Raw genomic sequence first — 22659 nt, forward strand, 5'->3', positions numbered from 1 at the left:
TATGAATATAAAAGAAAATATAGATAATCTAAAAAAAGATTTAGAAAATTACGACGCTATGCTTTTGGCTGTAACAAAAACTCACGGAATAGATAAAATTATGGAAGTTTATGATTACGGCTTAAGAGATTTTGGAGAAAATAAGGTACAAGAATTAATAGAAAAAAAAGAAAAGATGCCAGATGATATAAATTGGCATTTAATCGGGCATTTACAAACTAATAAGGTAAATAAAATTGTTGGAGAAGTTTGTTTAATTCATTCTGTTGATTCATTAAAAATTTTAAATAAAATTAATAATAGAGCCAAATCTTTGTCAATTGTTCAGGATTGCTTGATTCAAATTAATGTATCAAAAGAAGAAAGCAAATCAGGCTTTTATGTTGATGAAATAGATAATTTAATAAAAGAAGCTAGTAAATTGGAAAATATAAAAATTAAAGGTCTTATGACAATGGCACCTAATACAGAAGATGAAAATCTTATTAGAAATTGCTTTAGAGAACTTAAAAAAATATTCGATAATTTATCCAATTTAAGTTATAATAATCTTGAAATGAAATATCTTTCAATGGGAATGACTCATGACTATAACATTGCACTTGAAGAGGGAGCAAATATAATTAGGGTTGGGTCAAAAATATTTGGTAAAAGGATGTACAAAAATGTTAGATAAATTTAAAGAATTTATAGGAATTGACGATGATTATGATGAATATGATGAAGAAATTGATGATGAAAGAGAAATAGAAAAAACTAGTGATAATACAGAGAAAACTTATAGTCCTAGTTCAACATATGACTTTAATAGTTCAGTAAGTAAGGAAGAAGAAAGATCAACTACTTACCCATCATTTTCAAATGATTATTCTTCTAATAACAAAAGTAGAAAAATTAGGGGAGGAGACAATATAGTAAGTATGAATTCAAATAATAGAAGTTTTGGTCAAAGCTCAGCTAGTTCTTTTAGAATTTCTATTCAAGAACCTTTAAGCTATGATGAAGATGGCCCAAAAATTGTCGATGATATCTTAGATAAAAAAGTTGTAGTATTAAATCTTGAAATGTTAGAAGTTGATAAGAAAAGACAAATTTTAGACTTCGTATCTGGTGCTGTTTATGCTCTAGAAGGAACTGTTGAGAAAGTATCAAAGGGTATTTTTGTAATTTGTCCTAAAGGAGTAGATATTGACAATTATGTAGAAGACCAAATTTCAAGCGGAAATTATAACCAATTGTAAATTTTAAAAATCTTTTATGAAACTAGAATATAATATAGATTTTGTTGAAGATAAGTCTGTAAAGGCAAACATAAAAAAAGCTATCTCTTTATTAGAAAAATCATTTTATACGAAAAAAGAAGTTTCAAGTTTTTTTCTAAACCCATTTGAACTTTCAGTATTAAATGATATAGCAAAAATTAATAATATAGAGATAGTTTTTTTGTCATGCAATAAAGAAAGCGAAAGAAATATATTCATTGCTAATCCATATTCCAATGAAATTGATTCTAAAGACTATCTTAGTGTTTTAGAATTTAAACAAAATAGTATTAATCATCCTGATGTTCTTGGAGCTCTTTTAAATTTGGGTTTAGAAAGAAATGATATAGGGGATATTTACATTGGTGATGGGATTTGTGAATTTGTAGTTTTAAATAAAGATAAGGACTTTGTAAAATTTAATTTGACAAAAATTAAAAATGAAAGAGTCAATCTTGATTTTAAAAAAGATAATATTTTATCTAAAAATAAAATAGAATATATTGAAAAAAGAGGCTTTATTTCTTCTTTAAGACTTGATAATATAGTTAGTGAATTTGTAAATCTTTCAAGATCAAAAGCTAAAACTTTAATTAAAAGACGCTTAATTAAGGTGAATTTTCAAATAATTGATAATCCATCAAAAATTATTGAAGAAAATTCTCTCATATCTATTAGAAAAGAAGGAAGATTCATATTCGACAAAGTTATTGGAAAAAGCAAGAAAGATAATTACCACATAGAATATAGGAAGTATAAATGATTTACACGATTTTAATAATAGCTGGAATAATACTCGATAGACTTAGTAAAGCCTATGCAATATCTCACTTTATAGAAAATCCTATTTTTACAAAGTTTATAAATTTTATTTATGTAGAAAATAGGGGAGCTGCTTTTGGGATTTTACAAAATAAAAGAATATTTTTTCTTATTTTAACCATAGCAGTAGTTTTTTATTTGTTGTATTATTTCATCAGAAATTTAAAAAGCAATCCAAAACTATTGAATATAGCCTTATCACTCATAGTTTCTGGTGCACTAGGAAATTTCTATGACAGATTATTTCATGGATTTGTTGTAGACTTTATAGAATTTTCATTTTTTGATTTTCCAGTTTTTAATATAGCAGATATACTAGTTACAACTGGATCAATCTTATTAATTATTTTTATAGGATTTGGGAAAATGGATGGAGAAAAAAATGACAGTTCAAATAGGAAATGATTGGGATGAAATATTAAAAGATGAATGGAGTAAAGATTATTATTTAAATTTAAGAAAAAATTTAATCCATGAATATAAAAATTATACAATTTATCCAAGCATGTATGATATTTTTAATGCATTAAAGAAGGTTCCTTATAAGGATGTGAAAGTTGTAATTTTGGGACAAGATCCTTACCACGGTCAAGGTCAAGCTCATGGTTTTTCTTTTTCTGTTCAAAAAGGCGTAAAAACTCCTCCGTCCTTGTTAAATATTTACAAGGAATTACACGATGACTTGGGCTTATATATACCAAATAATGGAAATTTGATAAAATGGGCAAATCAGGGAGTTTTATTACTAAATTCAACCTTAACAGTCAGAGCCCACCAAGCAAATTCTCACAAAGACATAGGCTGGTCAATCTTGACTGACAACATAATAAAATTATTAAACGAAAGAGAAAAACCTATAGTTTTTCTACTTTGGGGTAAATTTGCCCAATCAAAAGAAATTTTGATTACAAATAGAAAACATTTAATAATAAAAAGTGCCCACCCATCACCATTTGCAGCCCACAGGGGATTTTTTGGTTCAAAACCATTTTCAAAAACTAATGATTTTTTAATAAAAAATAATATGAGTCCAATTGATTGGCAAATAGAAAACCTAGACTTATAAATCTAGGTTTTTTTCGATTAAAAATTTCATAATATTTAAAATATTTTCACAAGAGTATATTCCATCTTCCATGATTGATATAAGATTTTTGTTTATTTCATATTTACCTTTATTTTTAAGCTTAAAATTATTAACTGTAACAAATCCAGAAGCATTTTTAGATAATTTTCCATATAAAACCATTATTTTTAGTTTTATTACATTATCTTCTACAAAAAAATAGTAATTATCTCCTTGAAATAATGCATTATCTAATTTTTTATCTGATATAAATTCAAAATTTCCTATATCCTTATCAATAAAAGCATTATTTAAGTAAATTTTACAATCATTTAAAGCAAAAGAAAGTTTATCATTTATTAAATCTTCAGCATTAGAAATAGCCTCTGTTGCAATTAAATCATTTTTATTATGAATCAAAATAGGCCGTGGATTATTTCGGTTTTCATCTTTTTTGCTTAACTTGCTTATAACTTTATATCTAGGCGGATCATTTCTTTGAATTCCAACAATTTTTTCAATTTCACTAAGCTTTAAAGATTTAAATTCAATTAATTTTCTTTTAGATTTAATAAATTTATATAGGTCTACATTTTCTGGCCAAACAGGTTCCAATTTATTTTCAATAAGTCTAACATTCAAAAATGGAAGATCAAAGATTTCCCCATTATAGGTAATTAATTTTTTATCTCTTATTTTTTCTTTATAAATTTGCAATAATCTTATTTCTTCATAATCATTTTTTGAAAAATATTGTTCTATATAAAATTTATTTTTTTTATAATCAAAGTATATTAGTCCTAAAACTACAAGCTTATCTCGTTTTGGATCAAGTCCTGTAGTTTCAATATCTAAAATACATTCATCTTTTTTTAAATTTTTTCTATAAAAAGGGTATCTAACACATAGCATATTTTTACTATACCTTATATTTGCTTTATTTTCTCTATAATAATATAATAAATAAGTTAAAGGATGTGATAAAATGATATACTTAGACAATGCAGCTACAACTAGAATGTATGATGAAGTTATAGATATAGAAAAAGATTTTGAAAAGAAATTTTTTGCAAATCCATCAGCCCTACATAGCTTTGGGATGGATGTTGAAAATAAAGTTAAAGAAGCAAGACAAATTATAGCTTCATATATAAATTCAAATGAAAATGAAATTTATTTTACAAAGGGAGCAACTGAATCAAATAATATAATAATTAACTCTATTGCAAGTGAAAAAAATACAGCTATTACCACAAAATTAGAACATTCATCAGTAATTGATGCCTTTGATAATTCATCTTTCAAAGAAGTTAAACTAATTTCAAACGATAATCAAGGATTTATAGATTTTGATTCTTTAGAAAACTTAATAGATAAAGATACTAAACTTGTTTCAATTATTTATGTACAAAATGAAATAGGTTGTATTCAAGATATAAGAAAAATATCAGATATAATTAAAAGAAAAAATAAAGATATTTTATTTCATATAGATGCAACTCAAGCTTTAGGGAAAATTTCTTGTGATGTAAAAAAATTGGGCGTTGATGCAATGAGCTTTTCATCTCACAAGGTCCATGGTCCAAAAGGAATAGGTGGTTTATATGTAAAAGATTCCTTTAAAATTAAAATAAAGCCTGTATTATTTGGAGGAAGACAAGAAATTTTCTCATCTGGAACTACTAATGCTCCAGCAATTTATAGTTTTGCCAAAGCTTTAGAATTATCAAATAAAAAAGAAGATTTTTCATATATAAGAGACTTAAATACTTATTTAAGAGAAATAATTGAAAACACAATCTCAGATATTCATGTAAATTCACCATACGAAAACTCTAGTCCCTATATTTTAAACATTGCCTTTAAAAATATAAAATCAGAGGTTTTACTTCATATGCTAGAGGGAGATGATATTTTCGTAGCAAGTGGATCGGCTTGTTCAAAAGGAAATAATAGTAGAATTTTATCTGCTTTAAACTTGGATGAAAAATATATGGATGGAGCTATAAGATTTTCTTTTTCACATGATATTAGTAAAAAAGATTTAGATTTTGTAGTAGAAAAATTAAACCAATACGTAGAAGAAATAAGAAAGGTGTTTTAATGGAAGATTTACTATCAGTAAGTTTTGGAGAGTTATTTTTAAAAGGAAAAAATAGAAATAAATTTTTCAAAGCAGCAATCGATAATATAAAAAGAAATATAAAAGATATTGGCTATGAAGAAATGTACCTTGAAAGTTCTAAATTATATATAAAAGCCGATAAAAATGACTTTGACAATTTGATAAAAGAAATAAAAAAAGTCTTTGGGATTATTTATATTTCCGAGATAAAAAGATGCGATAAAAATATTGAATCTATAAAAATCGCTCTAAAAGAAATTTTAGATAATAAGGATATTAAAAATAAAACTTTTAAAGTAATAACAAATAGGGTTGATAAGTCTTTCGAAATAAAATCTCCAGAATTTTCACAAATGATGGGAGGATTTATCTTAAAAAATTACGCAAAAGATAATAATTTAAAAGTTGATGTTCACGATCCTGATTTTAAGGTTTTTGTTGACATAAAAAAATACGCCTATGTCTATGCAAATAGACACGAGGGAATAGGTGGATTACCAGTAGGATCAAGTGGAAACGGACTTTTATTATTGTCAGGAGGAATTGATTCACCAGTTGCTGGATTTATGATGGCAAAAAGAGGCATGAAAATAGATTGCTTACATTTTCATTCCTATCCATTTACTTCAAAAAGAGCCTTACAAAAAGCTTTAGATTTAGGAAAAATCCTATCACAATATACTGGAAAAATGCGAATTTATTCTGTAAACATGGCAGAAATTTATAAATCCATAAATAAAAATTGTAGAAGAAATCAAACTACAATTTTATCTAGAAGATTTATGATGAGAATTGGAGAAAAAATTTCGGCAAAAAATAACTATAATGCTTTAATTACAGGAGAAAGCTTGGGACAAGTTGCAAGTCAAACTGTAGAAAGTATGACAGTAATAGAAGATGCAACAAATCTTCCAATTTTTAAACCTTTACTTGCTCTTGATAAAACAGAAATAATTGATAGAGCATTATTTATTGGATCATATGAAAAAAGTATAGAGCCGTTTGATGATTGCTGTTCAATTTTTGCTCCATCAAATCCAATTACAAAACCTAAACTACAATATATAAAAGAAAGCGAAAGCAAATTGGATATAGAAGAGCTTGAAAATAATGCTATTGAAAATATGGAAATATTTGACATATAAGTTGACAAAACTTGTAATTGTTGGTAATATATTATGGTAAACCGCTCAGTATGGGTTCTGATCACCTTGACTGGCGAGAATCTAAATAGGAGGTGTACTATGTACGCTATAATTAAGACAGGTGGAAAACAATATAAAGTATCAGAAGGCGATCTTGTTAGAGTAGAAAAACTTAATGCAGAAATAGGAGATAGTGTAAGCTTTGAAGATGTACTATTAGTTAAAAATGATAGTGATTTAAAAGTTGGAACTCCAACAGTCGAAAATGCAAAAGTTGAAGCAACTGTAAAAGATCAAGCTAAAGATAAAAAAATAGTTGTGTTTAAATATAGACCTAAAAAAGCATCAAAAACTAAAAAAGGTCATAGACAACCATATACTTTAGTTGAAATTAACAATATTTCTTGTTAATGATTGATGTTACTTTATTTATAAAAAACGAAGAAAGATTAGGATTTGCAATAAAAGGACATGCAAATTTTGATCAGCATGGATATGATATAGTTTGTGCTGCAGTATCAATTTTATCATACACAGCAGTAAATACCTTAGATTATTATGAAGTAGAATTTGATTTTTTTGATGATGATAATGAAATGAAAATTTCAATTGAAGATTCTAATGAAAAATCAGATATTATTTTAAAAGATTTTGAAATAGGTATTAAAACTTTACTCACAAATTATAATGAATATGTTAATTTAAATTATAGGGAGGTTTAGGATGTTTTTAAACATAAACTTACAAAGATTTTCTAGTAAAAAAGGAGTATCTTCTTCAAAAAACGGTAGAGACTCTAATGCTAAAAGACTTGGCGTTAAAAGAGCTGATGGACAAACAGTAAATGCTGGAACAATTATCGTTAGACAAAGAGGAACAAAAATTCACCCAGGCGAGAACGTAAAAAAGGGTGGAGATGATACACTTTTTGCATCATGCAGTGGTGTAGTTAAATTTGAAAGAAAAGGAAAAAATAGAAAACAAGTTTCTGTATATCCAAAGCAAGACATTGCTTAATAGAAAACCAGCTTGCCCAAGGGCAAGCTTTTTTTGTAAAAAGGAAATTTACAATGATAGATTATGCAAAAATTGAACTTCAAGCTGGGAAAGGTGGAGATGGTGCAGTAGCCTTTCGTCGAGAAAAATATGAACCTACAGGTGGGCCTGCAGGTGGAGATGGCGGAGATGGAGCAAGTATATATATAAAAGCAACAAATTCCCTATCAACCCTTGAAGAATATAGATATAAAACTAAATATAAAGCTTCTAATGGTGAAGATGGAATGGGTAAAAAAAGATTTGGCAAAAAGGGCGAAGACTTATATTTACTCGTTCCAGTCGGAACTGTTATTAGGGAAAATACAAGTGGAAAAATTATAAAAGATTTGAAAAAAAATGGTGAAGAATTTTTAATAGCAAAAGGTGGAAAGGGTGGAAAAGGTAATGTTCATTACAAATCTTCCACAAGACAAGCGCCAAGATTTGCTCAAAAAGGAAAAGAAGGCCAAAAGATCGAAATAAGTTTAGAACTTAAAATTTTGGCTGACGTAGGCCTAGTAGGTCTACCTAATGTAGGAAAATCTACATTAATATCCGTAATTTCAAAAGCAAAACCAAAAATTGCAAATTATCATTTTACAACACTTGATCCTAATTTAGGAGTAGTAAAAATTGATAAGGAAAGATCATTTATAGTTGCAGATATACCAGGCCTAATTGAAGGAGCAAATGAAGGCTTAGGTCTAGGTCATGACTTTTTAAAACATGTTCAAAGATGTAAAATTCTTGTTCATTTGGTAGATATTTCAGGATTTGAGGGAAGAAATCCAATAGAAGATTTTGAACTTATTAATAATGAATTAAAATTATTTGATGAGAACTTATATAATAAATATCAAATTGTTGCCCTTAATAAGTCTGACCTTGATTATAATGAAAATTATAAAAAATTTGAAGAAAAATACTCAGATAAATATAAAATATTTAGAATTTCAGCAGCCACAACAAGTGGAATAAAAGAATTGATCGATGAAGTTTCAAAAGTTTTATACGATTTTGAAGATGAAAAATATAATCTTGATGAAGAAGTTGACGAAGCTTATCTTGATGAGTTTTATGATATGTCTATTGCTAGCGACGAACTTAACTTTGAAATAGAAGATGGAATTTATGTTTGCAGTGGCTATAGAATTGATAAGCTTTTAGAGAAAGTAAACTTAGATGATTACGATAGCCGTATGTATTTTGAAAGAAATCTTAGAGAAATGGGAGTATTCGAAAAATTTATTGAAATGGGAATCCAAGAAGGAGATTCTGTAGCTATTGGAGATATAGTCTTTGACTATTATGAATAGGAGAAAATATGATATCAGGAAAGCAAAGATCTTATTTAAAATCATTAGCTCATGATTTAAAACCTATTATAAACATAGGGAAAAATTCACTAACTGATGAAGTTATTGAAGCAATTGATGAAGCTTTAGAGAAAAGAGAATTGATAAAAATAAAAATATTAAATAATAACTTGGACGACAATGATGAAATTGTTGATGAAGTTATAGAAAAACTAAACTGTGAATTTGTTTCTCATTTAGGTAATATTTTTACCATATACAGAGAAAGCAAGAAAAATAAAAAGATAGACTTATAATGAGAATAGGTTTATTTGGTGGCACATTTGATCCGATTCATATAGGACATATGATTATTATGGAAAATGTGATAAATTTTATGAATTTGGATAAAATCTATATACTTCCAAATTCAAATCCACCCCACAAATTAAAAAATGAAAAAACAAATATAAGTTTGAGATTAAAAATGATAGAAAAATCTATCAAAAATAATCCTAAACTTATTATAGATGATTATGATTTTAAAGATAATAAAATCCATTATACCTATAAAACCATAAATCATTTCAAAACTACTTATCCTAACGATGAATTTTTCTTTATAATGGGTGAGGACTCATTTTTAGATATAGAAAAATGGAAAAATTACCAAGAAATACTTGGTGAAAATTTAATTATTTTTAAAAGAACAAGTGGAAAAAATTCTCTGCTTTTATCTAAAATTAATGAGATAAAAAAGTATAATAAGAATATATATCTGATTGATAATTTAGCTTTAGATATTTCATCAACACTAATAAGAAATTTGGTGAAAAATAATAAAAGTATCAGGTATCTTGTAGATGATGATGTTATAAAAATCATTGAAGAGGAGAATTTATATGTTTGATTTTTCAAAATATGAGGATAAGTTAAAAAAAGATATTGGTGAAAAAAGATTTAACCATGTTCTAAGAGTTAAAGACATGGCTCTTAAATTAAATACAAATATAGATATAGAAAAAATTAAAACTGCAGCATTGCTTCATGATTGTGCTAAGTATAATGAAAAATATTTTTTAGAAAAATATAAAAAATATTGTGAATTTTCAGATGAAATCATATATAACAAATCAATCTTACATTCATTTATAGGACCAATTGTTGCTAAATATGAATATGGTGTAGATGATATTGAAATTTTAAATGCAATTAAATATCATACAACTGGAAGAGAAAATATGACAGATTTTGAAAAAATTATTTTTCTTGCGGATGCTTGCGAAGAAAAAAGAGATTATGAAGGTGTAAATGAGTTAAGAAAACTTGCTTTTAAGGATTTAGATGCAGCAGTTTTATTTAGTTTAGATGCTACCATAAAGTCTTTAGTTGATCGAAAAATAATTATTTTTCCATTGACTATAAGAGCTAGAAATTATTTATTAAGGAAGAAAAATGGGTAAATTAGATGTAATAGTAAAAACTTTAGAAGATAAACAGGCCTATGATATTAAAGTTATTGATCTTGAAAATAAATCATCAGTGGCAGATTATTTTGTTCTTGCTACTGGAAATTCAATAAATCAAAACAAGGCTTTAATAGAATATATTGAAGAAAATCTAAAAAAAGAAGGATTTGATGTTTTATCTGTAGAGGGTCTAAGAGAAGGAAAATGGATATTGATGGACTGTGGTGATGTAATAGTTCATATATTTTCATCTAATCAAAGGGAATTTTATAATATAGAAGATTTATGGGAGTCATAAATTATCGTTAATTGAGGTATTTTATGGAAACTGATAGAAAAGATAAGCTTATTATAGCTTTGATAATTGGAATTGTTATTGTTTTATCTCATAATTTTGTAAGTAGTCAAAAAAGTGATGATCTTGTATTTGAAAATATAAGTTCATCACTTAATGATCAAAAACAAGCTAAACCTATAAATAATAATGATAACAAAGAAAAAACTGAAAAATCCACTATTAAAAAAGTACATATAAGTGGGCAGATAAATAAACCAGGAGTTTATGAAATAAATGATGATTATAGGTTAGAAGATTTAGTTAATGATGCAGGTGGTCTAACAGAAAATGCTGATTTAAATAAAATTAATTTAGCCTTAAAGCTTGAAGATCAGATGAGAATTATTATCCCTAATATAAATGATAAAGATAATATTGAAAATAATATGACAACTCAATTAATAAGTCCAATAAATGAAAATGATAATAAAAAAGTAAACATAAATACAGCTGACCAAAGTGAGCTTATGACCCTACCTAACATAGGTGAAAAAAGAGCGAACTCTATTATTGAATATAGACAAAAAAATAAATTTAACAAGATTGAAGATATAAAAAATGTATCTGGAATAGGTGATAAATATTTTGAAGCTATGAAAGATATGATTGTAGTAAATTGAGGAGTGAATATGAAATTATCAACTAGGGGTAGGTATGGCTTAAGGGCTATACATTATTTAGCAGAAAATGAAGATAATGGTTATATTTCAGTTTCTGATATTTCAAATGCCTTAAATTTGCCAGAAAATTACTTGGAACAATTAATTAGAATACTCAAAAGAAATAATTTGGTAATATCAGCAAGAGGAGCCAAGGGAGGATATAAACTCTCTAGAAAATCAAGCGAAATTACAGTTGGAGATGTATTAAGAGTACTTGAAGGAGAAATGACTTCAAGTGAGTGTGTTGCTGATAGAGAAAATTGCAATAACGAAGACTGCGAAGCATATTATGTTTTTGCAAAAATAGATGATGCAATCAATAAAGCAGTCAATTCAATAACTATTAAAGATATGGTTAATGAAAAACTATAAATAGGAGAAATTTATGAGAAAACTTGGAATGAATGAACTTAGAAAAGAATATTTAGACTTTTTTGGATCTAAAAAAAATCATACAGTATTAAAATCATTTTCATTAGTGCCTGAAGATGATGATTCATTACTTTTAATCAATGCTGGAATGGCACCTCTAAAAAAATATTTCACTGGTGAAAAGAAAATGAAAAATAATAGAGCTACATCTTCTCAAAGATGTATAAGAACCGGTGATATTGAAAGAGTTGGTATTACAGAAAGACATGGAACCTATTTTGAAATGCTTGGAAACTTTTCTTTTGGAGATTATTTTAAAAGAGAAGCAATACATTGGGCGTATGAATTTTTAACTGTAAATCTTGAAATTGATAAAGAACTTTTATGGGTTTCAGTTTATGAAAAAGATGATGAGGCATTTAAAATCTGGAATGAAGAAATTGGCCTTTCAAAAGATAGAATTTTAAGATTTGGAAAAGAAGATAATTTCTGGGAACTTGAAGTTGGTCCTTGTGGTCCAGACTCAGAAATTTTTGTTGATAGGGGAATAGAAAAAGCCATTGATGAAAATGATAATAAACCTGGAAATGATGACTCAGATAGGTTTATGGAAGTTTGGAACCTAGTTTTTACTCAATTTAATAAAAATATTAATAAAGAATACACTCCTCTTGCTCATCCTAATATAGATACTGGAATGGGACTTGAAAGAATGGCAATGGTACTTCAAAATAAAGATAATATTTTTGAGATTGACGTAAATCAAAATATTATAAAAGAAATTGAAGATTTATCAAATAAAAAATATAAAGATGATAAAAAAGATGATATTTCAATAAGAGTAATTGCAGATCATGCAAAGGCTATGACTTTTATGGTTTCTGATGGAATTAGACCATCAAATGAAAAAAGAGGTTATGTTCTAAGAAGATTAATAAGAAGAGCTTATAGGCATGGTAAACTTTTGGGAATAAAAGGAGAATTTTTATCATCAGTTATTGAATATGTTATAGATTCTTATAAGGTTGAATATGACGAATTGGAAAAAAATAAAGAAAAAATTATTAGTGTTATAGAAAAAGAAGAAGAAAATTTCCAAAAAACCATAGATAGTGGTTTAGATATTTTAAGCTCATATATAAAATATTTAAAAGAAAATAGAAAAAATACTTTAAGCGGTAAAGATGCTTTTAAATTATATGATACTTATGGTTTTCCACTCGATCTTACAAAAGAAATTCTTACAGAAAATAATTTGAAAGTTGATACAAAAGAATTTGATAAACATATGGAAAATCAAAGGAATTTAGCAAGAAACGCTAGAAAAGTAGATGCTGGTTGGTCACTTGAATCAATAAATGTTGACGAATTTGATGAAACTGAATTTGTTGGTTATGATAATTTTGAAGTTAATGCAAATATAATTGGTCTATTTGATAATAAAGATAAAGTAAACTTTATAAAAGAGGGCCATAAGGGTATAATTATTAGTGATAAGACTTCTTTTTACGCTGAAGGCGGTGGACAAGTTGCTGATACTGGATATGTAATTACAGATTCAGCTAAAGCAAAAGTTTATAATGTTCAAAAGAAAAAAGATGTAATTATTCATTATGTAGAAGTTATCCAAGGTGAAATATCTAAAAGTTGTGCTTTATTTAAAGTAGACAAGGAAAGAAGATTAGACATAACTAGAAACCATACTGCAACTCATCTTTTAGACCAAGCTCTTAGAAATGTATTGAATAATGAAGTTAAACAAGCAGGATCTTTAGTAGATGAAAACAAACTAAGATTTGATTTTACTTATCCAAATGCATTGACTGATGAAGAAATTAAAAATATTGAAAATGAAATAAATGAAAAAATAAGAGAACAATTATCAGTAAGTAAGAAAATAATGTCTTATAAAGAGTCTGAAAAAATTGGAGCTATTGGTTTATTTGAAGATAAATACAAAGATATGGTAAGAGTTGTTTTGGTAGCTGATTATTCAAAAGAATTGTGTGGTGGTTGTCATGTCAACAACACATCTGAGGTTTTAATGTTTAAAATAATTCAAGAATCTTCAGCAGCTTCTGGAGTAAGAAGAATTGAAGCTATCACAGGAAGAAAAGTTTATGATTATTTAAATAAAAATCTTGGATTAATCGCTGTAATTTCAAAAGCTTTAAAAACAAATCCAAACAATATTTTATCAAGAGCTGAGTCATTGAATGAAGAAATTAAAAATCTAAAATCTGATATTCAAAAATTAAAAGAATTTAATGATAAAGATATTTATAAAGATATAGAAAACGAAGTAAAAGATGCTAATGGCATAAAAGTACTAGTTCATAAATTTGAAAACGAAGATCTTGATACATTAAGAAATTTTGAAGAAAGAATTAAAGAAAAATATAAGGATTTGATAATTTTATTTGCAACTGTAAAAAATAATAAAATTATTTTTACAGCTTCTGTTTCTGACTCATTAACTGATAGATATAGTGCAGGTAAAATAGTTAAAGAGGTAAGTAAAATAACAGGTGGAAATGGTGGAGGAAAGAAAAATTTTGCTCAAGCTGGAGGAAAAGATATTTCTAAGCTAGATGAAGCTTTAGAAAAAGTTTATGATTTAATATAAGGAGAAATTATGTCAGAGAAAAACTTCAACGAAACTATGCGTTTTGATCCTCAAGAGGAAAAAAAACTTGATATAAGAGAAACTATTACTAAAGTTTATAAAGCTTTAGAAGAAAAAGGATACAAACCTACAAATCAAATTATAGGATACCTTATAAGTGGCGATCCTACTTATATTACAGCTCATAAAAATGCAAGAAAACTTATAAGACAAGTTGATAGAGACACTATCCTAGAAGAAATATTAAAATACTATATAAATGAGTAGAATTATGGGAATAGACTTGGGTGATAAAACAATCGGTGTGGCATTAAGCGATCCGTTTTTTATCACCGCCCAAGCCTATGTTACAATTAAAAGAAAAAAAACAAGTTTAGACATAAAAAAACTTATAGAAATAATTGATGAAAAAGAAGTAAATTTAATAGTTATTGGACTTCCCAAAAACATGAATAACACCTTAGGTCCTCAAGCCATGAAGGTGATTTCTTTTGTCGATTTATTGAAAAAATCCACTGATATTGAAATTAAGTATCAAGATGAAAGAATGACGACCATGCAATCAGACCAAGTATTAAGTGATATGAATGTTGATAAAAAAAATAGAAAAAAATATATAGATAAGATTGCCGCCTCTTTTATTTTACAAACCTACCTAGATGGGAGAAATAATGGATAAGATAATTTTAACAGATCAAAATAATAAAGAAGTTGAATTTAACATAGTAGACACATTCGGAGTAGACGATAAAGATTATGCTGTTTTGGAACCGATAGATGAAGATTTCTTACTAATTTATGAGATTATAAAAAATGATGACACTATCAGTTTTAAAACAATAGACAATGATAGAGAATTGGACGAGATAATAAAAATATACGAAAATATGAAAGAAGATTAATATGAACATTGAACAATTAAAAAAAGTATTTGAAAAAAATGGTCACAAATTTACAAAGCAAAGGCAAATAATATTCAATGCTCTTAAAAATTCTAATTCAAAACATTTGACACCAGAAGAGTTATTTTCTATTGTTCATCAAGAAAATAAACAAGTTGGTATAGCCACTGTTTATAGAACTCTTAATATTTTTGAAGACTTAGGAATTGTTAACAAGCAAGAGTTTACAGACTCTGTTAACACTTATGAGCTCATTAGTCAAAATGATGCCCACCACGACCATTTAATTTGTACAAATTGTGGTAAAATTGTCGAAGAAAAAATACTTGATAATGATAAATTAGCAAAAAGTTTGAAAGATAAATATGATTTTGAATTAGACTACTATTCTTTAAGAATATATGGTATTTGCTCCGAATGTGATAATGATTTAAGGAGTAAAAATGAGAATGCAAAATAAACTAAAAGTTATCCCATTGGGAGGACTTGGTGAAATAGGTAAGAACTGTACAGTTGTTGAATATAAAAATGAAATGATTATGATAGACTGTGGGCTAACATTCCCAGATGAAGATATGCTAGGCGTTGACATCGTAATACCAGATTTTACCTATATTGAAGAAAATAAAGAAAAATTAAAAGGGATTTTTATAACTCATGGTCATGAAGACCATATTGGCGGTATAGCTTATCTTTTAAAAACAATAGATACAAATGTTTACTGTTCAAAGCTAACAAAAGGCTTATTAGAAAATAAGTTTAAAGAACATGGATTAAATCCAAATAGACTTAAGATGGTTAATGTTAATAATACTGTAAAAGTTGGAAATTTAAGTGCAGAATTTATAAGAGTAAGCCATTCTATTCCGGATTCGTGTGCTATAGCTGTAAAATCTCCAATAGGAACAGTACTATTTACAGGCGATTTTAAAATGGATTTTACACCAATAGATGGTGAGCCTACAGATATACAAAAACTTGCTTCACTTGGTAGAAAGGGACTATTATGCCTGTTTTCTGATTCTACAAATGTAGAAATTGAAGGAAGCTCAATGAGTGAGATGAAAGTTGGAGAAACTTTCATAAATTTATTTGGACAAGCTCCAGGTAGGATTATAGTTGCAACTTTTGCATCAAATCTTCATAGGGTTCAACAAGTAATATATGCTGCCGAAAAATATAATAAAAAAGTTGTATTATCTGGTAGATCTATGCTAAATAACGTAAAAATAGCAAGCAACCTAGGTTATTTAAAAATTAGGAACAACACCCTAATTGATATGAAAAGCATAAAAGATTATTCTGATGATCAAATTGTAATCTTATCAACAGGAACCCAAGGTGAACCTTTATCTGCTTTAACAAGAATGGCAAATAATGAGCACAAACAAGTTCATTTAAATTCTACAGATACCGTGATTTTATCATCTTCTGCAATACCTGGAAATGAAATGCCAATTAATAACACAATAAATAATCTTACTAAAATTGGATGTAATATTATCTATGATTCTTTGGCAAAGGTTCATGCTTCAGGTCACGCTTGCCAAGAAGAAATTAAATTAATGCACCAATTAACAACTCCAAAATATTTTATACCTGCTCACGGTGAGCCACGTCAACTAAAAAAACATAAAGAAATAGCAATGGATATGGGTATGAATAAGGAAAATATTTTGGTTGGCCAAAATGGTGATGTTTTTGAATTTACTAAAAAATCAGCTAGAATAAATGGTAAAGTTCAAGCAGGTAATGTCCTTGTGGATGGTTCAGGAATAGGCGATGTTGGAAATATTGTTCTAAAAGATAGAAAACACTTATCTGAAGATGGGCTTTTAGTTGTTAGTTTAACAATTGAAAAACATAGTCAAAAAGTTCTATCAAATCCTGAGATTGTTTCTAGAGGATTTATCTATGTAAAGGAAAATCAAGATTTAATTGAAAACTCAAAAGATATTGTTTTAAGAACTATGAAAAAATGTCAAAAAAATGATATCCATGCTATCAGTCAAATAAAATATCAAATAAGAGAATCTTTAAAATCTTATATATACAATCAAACTGGAAGAGATCCTATGATTTTACCGGTTTTAACAGAAGTAGAAAGCAATGAATATTAATTATAATCATATAGTTGATTATCTAAATAATATTTATATTGATGAAGATTTTATTGAAATAAGAAATTATGGAATTGAAAATAATATTCCTATAATGAAAAAAGAAAGCAAAGAATTTTTAAAGACTATAATCTCTATTTCAAAACCAAAAAATATTTTAGAAATAGGAACAGCTATTGGTTATTCTTCTTTACTTTTTTCAAAATATTCTAATGCAAAGATAACAACAATAGAAAAAAGTAGAAAGATGGCTGATATAGCTAAATCTAATTTTAAAAAATATGATAAAGAAATAAAATTAATAAATATGGATGCAAAAAAAGCCTTGAGTAATTTAAATCAAGGCTTTGATTTTGTTTTTATAGATGCAAATAAATCTCAGTATGAATATTATTTTAATAAATCATTAGAATTATTAAATGAAAATGGCCTAATTGTTTGTGACAATATCCTTTTTAGGGGAGAAGTTACAAATGATGATATTATAAATAGAAGGCACATTACTATGGTTAAAAATTTGAGAAAATTTTTGTCATATATTACAAACTTAGATGATTATGTTACAAGTATAATACCTATCGGAGATGGCATTAGTTTAAGTACAAGGAGAATTGATGAAAGATAAAGTAGAATTATTGGCACCAGCTGGTGATATGGAAAAATTAAAAGCTGCTATAAAGTTTGGAGCAAACGCAGTTTATATGGCAGGAAATAATTTTGGCCTTAGAAAAAATTCTAAAAACTTTGATAAGGATGAGCTAAAAAAAGCTGTTGATTATGCTCATGAACATGGCGTAAGATGTCATATTACAATGAATATAGTACCTCATGATAATGATCTTAATGGGATTGTTGAGTATATTAAATATCTTGATGAAATTGGAGTGGATGCTCTTATAATTTCTGATCCTGGGATTTTTAATATAGCAAAAGAAAATTCTAATATAGACTTACACATTTCAACTCAAGCATCAGTTACAAATTCACACACCATTAATTTTTGGTATAATTTGGGTGCAAAAAGAGTAATTCTTGCAAGAGAATTATCTCTTGATGAAATAATTGAAATTAGAAAAAATGTTCCAAAAGATTTAGAAATAGAATGTTTTATTCATGGTGCTATGTGCATATCATATTCAGGAAGATGTTTGTTAAGTAATTATATGACTGGAAGAGATGCAAATAGAGGGGATTGTGCCCATGCTTGTAGGTGGAAATATGCCCTTCAAGAAGAAAAAAGACCTGGAGAATACTATCCAATTGTTGAAGATGAAAATGGAACTTTTATAATGAATTCTAAAGATCTATGCTTAATTGATGAAATTGATAAGTTAATTGAGGCAGGTGTAGACTCATTTAAAATTGAAGGCAGAATGAAAACTGTATTTTATGTTGCTACTGTAATTAGAAGCTATAGACAAGCAATTGATGCTTATTATAATGGAACTTATGGGCTAGATATAGCAAATAAATATATGGATGAAATAAAAAAAGCTAGTCATAGACACTTCACAAAAGGATTTTTCTACAATAAAGCAGATTCAAATTCCCAAATTTATGAAAACTCATCTTACATTAGAAACTACGATTTTATAGCTGTTGTTCTTGATTATGATAAAGAAAATAAAATTGCAAAACTTGAGGAAAGAAATAAATTTATTGTAGGAGATGAAGTTGAAATCTTTGGAAATACACCAGACTTTATTAATTTTAAAATTGAGAGTATGAAAGATTCTAAAGGAAATGATATAGAAGTAGCAAATAAGGCAAAACAAATGGTTTATATAAAAATTGACCATGAACTTAAAAAAGGTGATATGGTTAGACGTAAAATTGAAGAATAGTTTTTATTGTTAAATATATCCTTTGGATTGTTCAAAATATCTATATACCTTCTGATTAGTATAAAATAATTCTTATCAGAAGGATTTTTTATAGCTAAATATAAGTTAAACTTAAATTGATTAAGAAAAACTATTATAATAAAAATATAGTTTAAATAAATATATGGAGGAGATAATGCTAAGTAGTAAAGGTTTTGATTTGTGGGCTGATAAATATGATGAAAGTGTTGACCTATCTGATGATGAAGGTTCATATCCTTTTGCAGGATATAAAAAAATACTCAATGAAATATATAATAGCATATTAAATAAATCTTATAAAAATATCTTAGATATTGGATTTGGTACAGGAACTTTAATTTCAAAGTTATATAATCATGATTGTAAAATATATGGGCAAGATTTTTCTAAAAAAATGATAGAAATTTCACAAGCAAAAATGCCTAATGCCAAACTTTTTTATGGTGATATTTCTAATGGACTGGTAAATCCATTGAAAAAGTATAAATATGATGCAATAGTTGCTACATACTCGCTTCATCATATATCTGATAAGAAAAAAATTATCTTTTTGAAAAATTTGTTAAAGAAATTAAATAATGGAGGATGCATATACATTGGGGATATAGCTTTTGAAACTCGAGATTTACATAATAAGTGCATGAATGAATTTGGAGATGAGTGGGATAAAGATGAAATTTATTTTGTAGTTAATGAGTTATTGCCATTTTTTCCTAATTTGCATTTTAAAAAAATATCTGAATGCTCAGGATTAATTACAATTAAAAAAGAGTAATTTATATAAAACTAAAAATTAAAAAGAGGCTGTATTTTTACAGCCTCAAAATTTATTTATCTTTTGAAGGATTTTCTGAGAAATCTGATCTTGTTCTTCTAGCTTCAGCTCCTACATTTGAGTTTTCATCAGCTTCATCGCTAATGCTTCTTAAATTTTCTTGATCTGCGTGTGCTTTTTTATCTAAAGATTCGCTTCCATCAGCTTTGTTAGCTTCTCTAGATTTTTTATCAAGTTCTTTATCTCCTCTGTATTGATTGTCATTGCTTATTTCGTTTTTATCACTCATTATTTTCTCCTTTAATATAAAATTAGAATCTTATTATTAGTATACCCGTCCGTTTATAATTTAACCAATTTATTTTCTATTTATTTCCTTAATTATTTCTACAATAAGTTCAGATGACTTTTTCATATCTTCTATCGGTATTAGCTCGTAGATACCGTGGAAATTATATCCGCCTGTAAATAAATTTGGACTAGGAAGTCCCTTAAAAGATAATTTCGAACCATCTGTACCACCTCTAATAGGTTGTTCTATAACTTCTATACCCAAATTTTCCATGGCTTTTTTTGCGTATTCAACTATTTCCATGTGATCTTTTAAAATATCTCCCATATTATAATAAGTATCAGACATATCAATTGAAATAATATTTCCATATTTTTTATTTAAAAAACCTACACAGTCTTTTAGGAAATTTTTCATATTTTCAAATTCTTTCCTATCAAAATCTCTTATTATATAAACTAGATTTGTATCTTCAATACTTCCTGTAATTGAAATCATATGATAAAAGCCCTCATATCCTTCTGTATGTTCTGGTCTTTTATTTTGACCCAACAGGTCATCTAATTCTTTTGCTACAGTTATAGAGTTAATCATGGTGTTTTTTGCTGTTCCAGGATGAACAGATTTGCCTTTTATAGAAATAATCGCCTCAGCTGCATTAAATGATTCGTATTCCAATTCTCCAAGTTTTCCTCCATCTATAGTGTAAGCAAAATCTGCATCAAAAAAATCTATATCAAAAGTATCACATCCAGTTCCTATTTCTTCATCTGGTGTAAAGGCAATTTTTATATCACCATGTTCAATTTCAGGATTTTCTACTAAATATTCAAGCGCGTCCATTATAGCAGCAATACCTGCCTTATCATCTGCACCCAAAAGCATTTCGCCATTTGTTGTTATTAGAGTTTTTCCTCTTAAATCTTTTAGAAATGGAAAGTCTTTTTCTTTTATATAAATATTTTCCTTTAGTTTTATATCTCCACCTTCATATTTTATAATTTGAGGATTTGTTATTCCTCCAGGCATTTCAGGTGAAGTATCCATATGAGCAATAAAGCCAACTTTTGGAAGTTTTTTATCTGTATTTGCTTTTAAATATGAAAAAACAAATCCTTCATCATTTATAGAGGCTTTGAGGCCTAGGTCATTTAATTCATTTTTTAAAATTTTTCCTAATTCAATTTGACCTTCACTTGTTGGTTTTATTTTATTTTTTTAGATTCATCACTTCTGTATCAACTGCAATATATTTTAAAAATCTTTTAGTAATATCTTCCATTTTATCCTCCTACAAGACAATTATACTACTTAAAAATTTTTAAATATATAAATATATTGGAAATTAAGAATTAGGATTTTAATTTAAATTCAAACAAATATATGATAAAATGTAAATGATAATTAGATAGGAGTTATTATGGCAAATAAAATTTTAAAAATAAAAACTGATAGCATATTACCAGAATATAAAACTGAGAATTCTGCTGGTATGGATATATATTCTGCAAATGAAGATGATATTGTTATTAAACCTGGTGAAATAGGAAAAATTGAAACAGATTTAAGAGTAGAAATTCCATATGGGTATTTTGCCGCCATTTATCCAAGGTCATCAACCGGTGTAAGAAGAAATTTGATGCTTGCTAATTCTACTGGTATTATTGACAGTGATTATAGGGGAGAAATAAAATTGTTTTTCTATAATTTTGGTAATAAAGACCAAATAATCAAAAAAAATGAAAGATTAGCTCAAATGGTTATTCAATCTTATGAAAAAGTTCAAATTAAAAAAGTTGACGATTTATGCGATAGTGAAAGAGGAGAGGGTGGATTCGGTTCAACCGGAAAATGATGAGAGATAGAAAAAATAATAATATTTCAAGACTTTTTAATAAAAATAAATATAATTTTATACTTTTTATAATTGTACTTATAATTTCTTTGTTTTTATTTTCAAAGCTTGCTTCTTACATTTCAAATAGATCTTTATTGGCTTATGATAAAGAAATTCTTACTATAAAAAACAAGGATAGTGAAATTGATACTTTGACTTTAAAAGATATTAGAAAAATGGGGCAAAGTGAGATGAAAATAATCACAGATAAGGGTGAAGAATTTAAAGTGGCCGGTGTTTCTATTGAAAAAATCTTGACAAGAGAAAAAATTAATCCAAATTTAAATAATACAATTGAGTTTTCTAATGAATTTGGACACAAAACTAATATGAGTATGGAAACTGCCTTGGAAGTTAATAGGGTTTTACTAGTTTATAAGATTGATAATAAAGCTAATATGGACTACAAAAAAGATCTGGGAAGTTTTGTTATAATTGATAAACAAGAAAAAGATTATAGTAAATGGATAAAAAATATTCAAGTTATTAATATTAAATGAGGCATCAAAAATTTAATTTATTGTTTCATATTAAACTCATCTAATAATCTTAAAAGTTTAAAATTTTAAGATTATATTAAGGATAGTTT

Annotated in this window: 31 protein-coding genes; 28 read left to right on the top strand and 3 right to left on the bottom strand. The window is 27.0% G+C overall.

Annotation, left to right across the window (positions count from 1 at the left end):
* The first annotated feature begins 1 nt into the window (after position 1).
* Genes L6653_RS02745 through L6653_RS02765 form a run of 5 tightly spaced genes read left to right on the top strand, consistent with a single transcriptional unit; the run spans position 2 to position 3150 of the window.
* Entirely contained in the window at positions 2-676 is a 675-nt protein-coding gene (locus tag L6653_RS02745) for a YggS family pyridoxal phosphate-dependent enzyme (RefSeq protein WP_236785413.1), read from the top strand.
* Entirely contained in the window at positions 666-1241 is a 576-nt protein-coding gene (locus tag L6653_RS02750) for a cell division protein SepF (RefSeq protein ID WP_236785414.1), read from the top strand. Before L6653_RS02745 ends, L6653_RS02750 begins: the two co-directional genes overlap by 11 nt.
* A 16-nt stretch (positions 1242-1257) precedes the next feature.
* Positions 1258-2025 carry a YlmH/Sll1252 family protein gene (locus L6653_RS02755; RefSeq protein ID WP_236785415.1) on the top strand — a complete coding sequence of 256 codons (768 nt, stop codon included), beginning with the start codon at positions 1258-1260 and terminating at the stop codon, positions 2023-2025.
* Positions 2022-2489, top strand: a complete 468-nt coding sequence (gene lspA, locus L6653_RS02760) for a signal peptidase II (protein ID WP_236785416.1) — start codon at positions 2022-2024, stop codon at positions 2487-2489. The genes L6653_RS02755 and lspA overlap by 4 nt, the downstream gene beginning before the upstream one ends.
* A complete protein-coding gene (locus tag L6653_RS02765) occupies positions 2467-3150 on the top strand; it encodes a uracil-DNA glycosylase (protein ID WP_236785417.1) in 684 nt (227 codons plus the stop codon). The genes lspA and L6653_RS02765 overlap by 23 nt, the downstream gene beginning before the upstream one ends.
* On the opposite strand, the gene L6653_RS02770 is transcribed toward L6653_RS02765, so the two are convergent.
* Positions 3145-4062, bottom strand: a complete 918-nt coding sequence (locus L6653_RS02770) for a ribonuclease H-like domain-containing protein (protein ID WP_236785418.1) — start codon at positions 4060-4062, stop codon at positions 3145-3147. The two genes, L6653_RS02765 and L6653_RS02770, sit on opposite strands and share 6 nt — an antisense overlap.
* Before the next feature lie 73 nt (positions 4063-4135).
* Here L6653_RS02770 and L6653_RS02775 point away from each other — a divergent pair, with 73 nt between their 5' ends.
* The 21 genes from L6653_RS02775 (at position 4136) to L6653_RS02875 (ending at position 19881) form a co-directional block, all read left to right on the top strand.
* The gene (locus tag L6653_RS02775) at positions 4136-5254 is read left to right on the top strand and encodes a cysteine desulfurase family protein (protein WP_236785419.1); all 1119 of its coding nucleotides are present in this window, start codon (positions 4136-4138) and stop codon (positions 5252-5254) included.
* Positions 5254-6420, top strand: coding sequence for a tRNA uracil 4-sulfurtransferase ThiI (gene thiI / locus L6653_RS02780; protein ID WP_236785420.1), 1167 nt, complete (start codon positions 5254-5256; stop codon positions 6418-6420). Before L6653_RS02775 ends, thiI begins: the two co-directional genes overlap by 1 nt.
* A gap of 99 nt (positions 6421-6519) precedes the next feature.
* A complete protein-coding gene (gene rplU, locus L6653_RS02785; RefSeq protein WP_058990419.1) occupies positions 6520-6831 on the top strand; it encodes a 50S ribosomal protein L21 in 312 nt (103 codons plus the stop codon).
* The gene (locus L6653_RS02790) at positions 6831-7142 is read left to right on the top strand and encodes a ribosomal-processing cysteine protease Prp (RefSeq protein WP_236785421.1); all 312 of its coding nucleotides are present in this window, start codon (positions 6831-6833) and stop codon (positions 7140-7142) included. The genes rplU and L6653_RS02790 overlap by 1 nt, the downstream gene beginning before the upstream one ends.
* Position 7143: 1 nt before the next feature.
* A complete protein-coding gene (rpmA, locus tag L6653_RS02795) occupies positions 7144-7437 on the top strand; it encodes a 50S ribosomal protein L27 (RefSeq protein ID WP_058990417.1) in 294 nt (97 codons plus the stop codon).
* 53 nt (positions 7438-7490) lie between these two features.
* Positions 7491-8774: a GTPase ObgE gene (obgE, locus tag L6653_RS02800; protein ID WP_236785422.1), complete on the top strand. Its 1284-nt coding sequence runs from the start codon at positions 7491-7493 to the stop codon at positions 8772-8774.
* 8 nt (positions 8775-8782) lie between these two features.
* Entirely contained in the window at positions 8783-9070 is a 288-nt protein-coding gene (gene yhbY, locus L6653_RS02805) for a ribosome assembly RNA-binding protein YhbY (RefSeq protein WP_049691028.1), read from the top strand.
* Positions 9070-9663 carry a nicotinate (nicotinamide) nucleotide adenylyltransferase gene (nadD, locus tag L6653_RS02810; protein WP_236785423.1) on the top strand — a complete coding sequence of 198 codons (594 nt, stop codon included), beginning with the start codon at positions 9070-9072 and terminating at the stop codon, positions 9661-9663. Before yhbY ends, nadD begins: the two co-directional genes overlap by 1 nt.
* Complete coding sequence (gene yqeK / locus L6653_RS02815) at positions 9656-10216, top strand: bis(5'-nucleosyl)-tetraphosphatase (symmetrical) YqeK (RefSeq protein WP_236785424.1); 561 nt, start codon at positions 9656-9658, stop codon at positions 10214-10216. The genes nadD and yqeK overlap by 8 nt, the downstream gene beginning before the upstream one ends.
* Positions 10209-10520 carry a ribosome silencing factor gene (gene rsfS / locus L6653_RS02820; RefSeq protein WP_049691025.1) on the top strand — a complete coding sequence of 104 codons (312 nt, stop codon included), beginning with the start codon at positions 10209-10211 and terminating at the stop codon, positions 10518-10520. The genes yqeK and rsfS overlap by 8 nt, the downstream gene beginning before the upstream one ends.
* A gap of 23 nt (positions 10521-10543) precedes the next feature.
* Positions 10544-11179: a helix-hairpin-helix domain-containing protein gene (locus L6653_RS02825; protein WP_236785425.1), complete on the top strand. Its 636-nt coding sequence runs from the start codon at positions 10544-10546 to the stop codon at positions 11177-11179.
* A 9-nt stretch (positions 11180-11188) separates the two neighbouring features.
* Complete coding sequence (locus L6653_RS02830; protein ID WP_236785426.1) at positions 11189-11593, top strand: RrF2 family transcriptional regulator; 405 nt, start codon at positions 11189-11191, stop codon at positions 11591-11593.
* Between the two features lie 13 nt (positions 11594-11606).
* A complete protein-coding gene (alaS, locus tag L6653_RS02835; RefSeq protein ID WP_236785427.1) occupies positions 11607-14219 on the top strand; it encodes an alanine--tRNA ligase in 2613 nt (870 codons plus the stop codon).
* 9 nt (positions 14220-14228) lie between these two features.
* Positions 14229-14486: an IreB family regulatory phosphoprotein gene (locus L6653_RS02840; protein ID WP_236785428.1), complete on the top strand. Its 258-nt coding sequence runs from the start codon at positions 14229-14231 to the stop codon at positions 14484-14486.
* The gene (gene ruvX, locus L6653_RS02845) at positions 14479-14898 is read left to right on the top strand and encodes a Holliday junction resolvase RuvX (protein ID WP_236785429.1); all 420 of its coding nucleotides are present in this window, start codon (positions 14479-14481) and stop codon (positions 14896-14898) included. The genes L6653_RS02840 and ruvX overlap by 8 nt, the downstream gene beginning before the upstream one ends.
* Positions 14891-15121: a DUF1292 domain-containing protein gene (locus tag L6653_RS02850; RefSeq protein ID WP_236785430.1), complete on the top strand. Its 231-nt coding sequence runs from the start codon at positions 14891-14893 to the stop codon at positions 15119-15121. Before ruvX ends, L6653_RS02850 begins: the two co-directional genes overlap by 8 nt.
* Before the next feature lies 1 nt (position 15122).
* Positions 15123-15581 carry a Fur family transcriptional regulator gene (locus L6653_RS02855; RefSeq protein ID WP_236785431.1) on the top strand — a complete coding sequence of 153 codons (459 nt, stop codon included), beginning with the start codon at positions 15123-15125 and terminating at the stop codon, positions 15579-15581.
* A complete protein-coding gene (locus L6653_RS02860) occupies positions 15565-17241 on the top strand; it encodes a ribonuclease J (RefSeq protein WP_236785432.1) in 1677 nt (558 codons plus the stop codon). The genes L6653_RS02855 and L6653_RS02860 overlap by 17 nt, the downstream gene beginning before the upstream one ends.
* Entirely contained in the window at positions 17231-17866 is a 636-nt protein-coding gene (locus tag L6653_RS02865; RefSeq protein WP_236785433.1) for an O-methyltransferase, read from the top strand. The genes L6653_RS02860 and L6653_RS02865 overlap by 11 nt, the downstream gene beginning before the upstream one ends.
* Positions 17856-19085 carry a peptidase U32 family protein gene (locus L6653_RS02870; protein ID WP_236785434.1) on the top strand — a complete coding sequence of 410 codons (1230 nt, stop codon included), beginning with the start codon at positions 17856-17858 and terminating at the stop codon, positions 19083-19085. Before L6653_RS02865 ends, L6653_RS02870 begins: the two co-directional genes overlap by 11 nt.
* A 175-nt stretch (positions 19086-19260) precedes the next feature.
* Positions 19261-19881 (top strand): class I SAM-dependent DNA methyltransferase, encoded by a 621-nt coding sequence (locus L6653_RS02875; RefSeq protein WP_236785435.1) that lies wholly within the window; start codon positions 19261-19263, stop codon positions 19879-19881.
* Between the two features lie 52 nt (positions 19882-19933).
* Here the strand turns inward: L6653_RS02875 and L6653_RS02880 are convergent, their stop codons facing one another.
* On the bottom strand, positions 19934-20170 hold the full coding sequence (locus L6653_RS02880) for an elastin-binding protein EbpS (protein ID WP_236785436.1): 237 nt from the start codon (positions 20168-20170) through the stop codon (positions 19934-19936).
* 69 nt (positions 20171-20239) lie between these two features.
* Complete coding sequence (pepT, locus tag L6653_RS02885; protein ID WP_369806164.1) at positions 20240-21382, bottom strand: peptidase T; 1143 nt, start codon at positions 21380-21382, stop codon at positions 20240-20242.
* Between the two features lie 211 nt (positions 21383-21593).
* Here pepT and dut point away from each other — a divergent pair, with 211 nt between their 5' ends.
* Entirely contained in the window at positions 21594-22028 is a 435-nt protein-coding gene (gene dut / locus L6653_RS02890) for a dUTP diphosphatase (protein ID WP_236785437.1), read from the top strand.
* Entirely contained in the window at positions 22028-22570 is a 543-nt protein-coding gene (locus L6653_RS02895) for an oxidoreductase (protein WP_236785438.1), read from the top strand. The genes dut and L6653_RS02895 overlap by 1 nt, the downstream gene beginning before the upstream one ends.
* Positions 22571-22659: the final 89 nt, after the last annotated feature.

This window comes from Anaerococcus ihuae (assembly GCF_928368155.1).
Lineage (GTDB): Bacteria > Bacillota > Clostridia > Tissierellales > Peptoniphilaceae > Anaerococcus > Anaerococcus ihuae.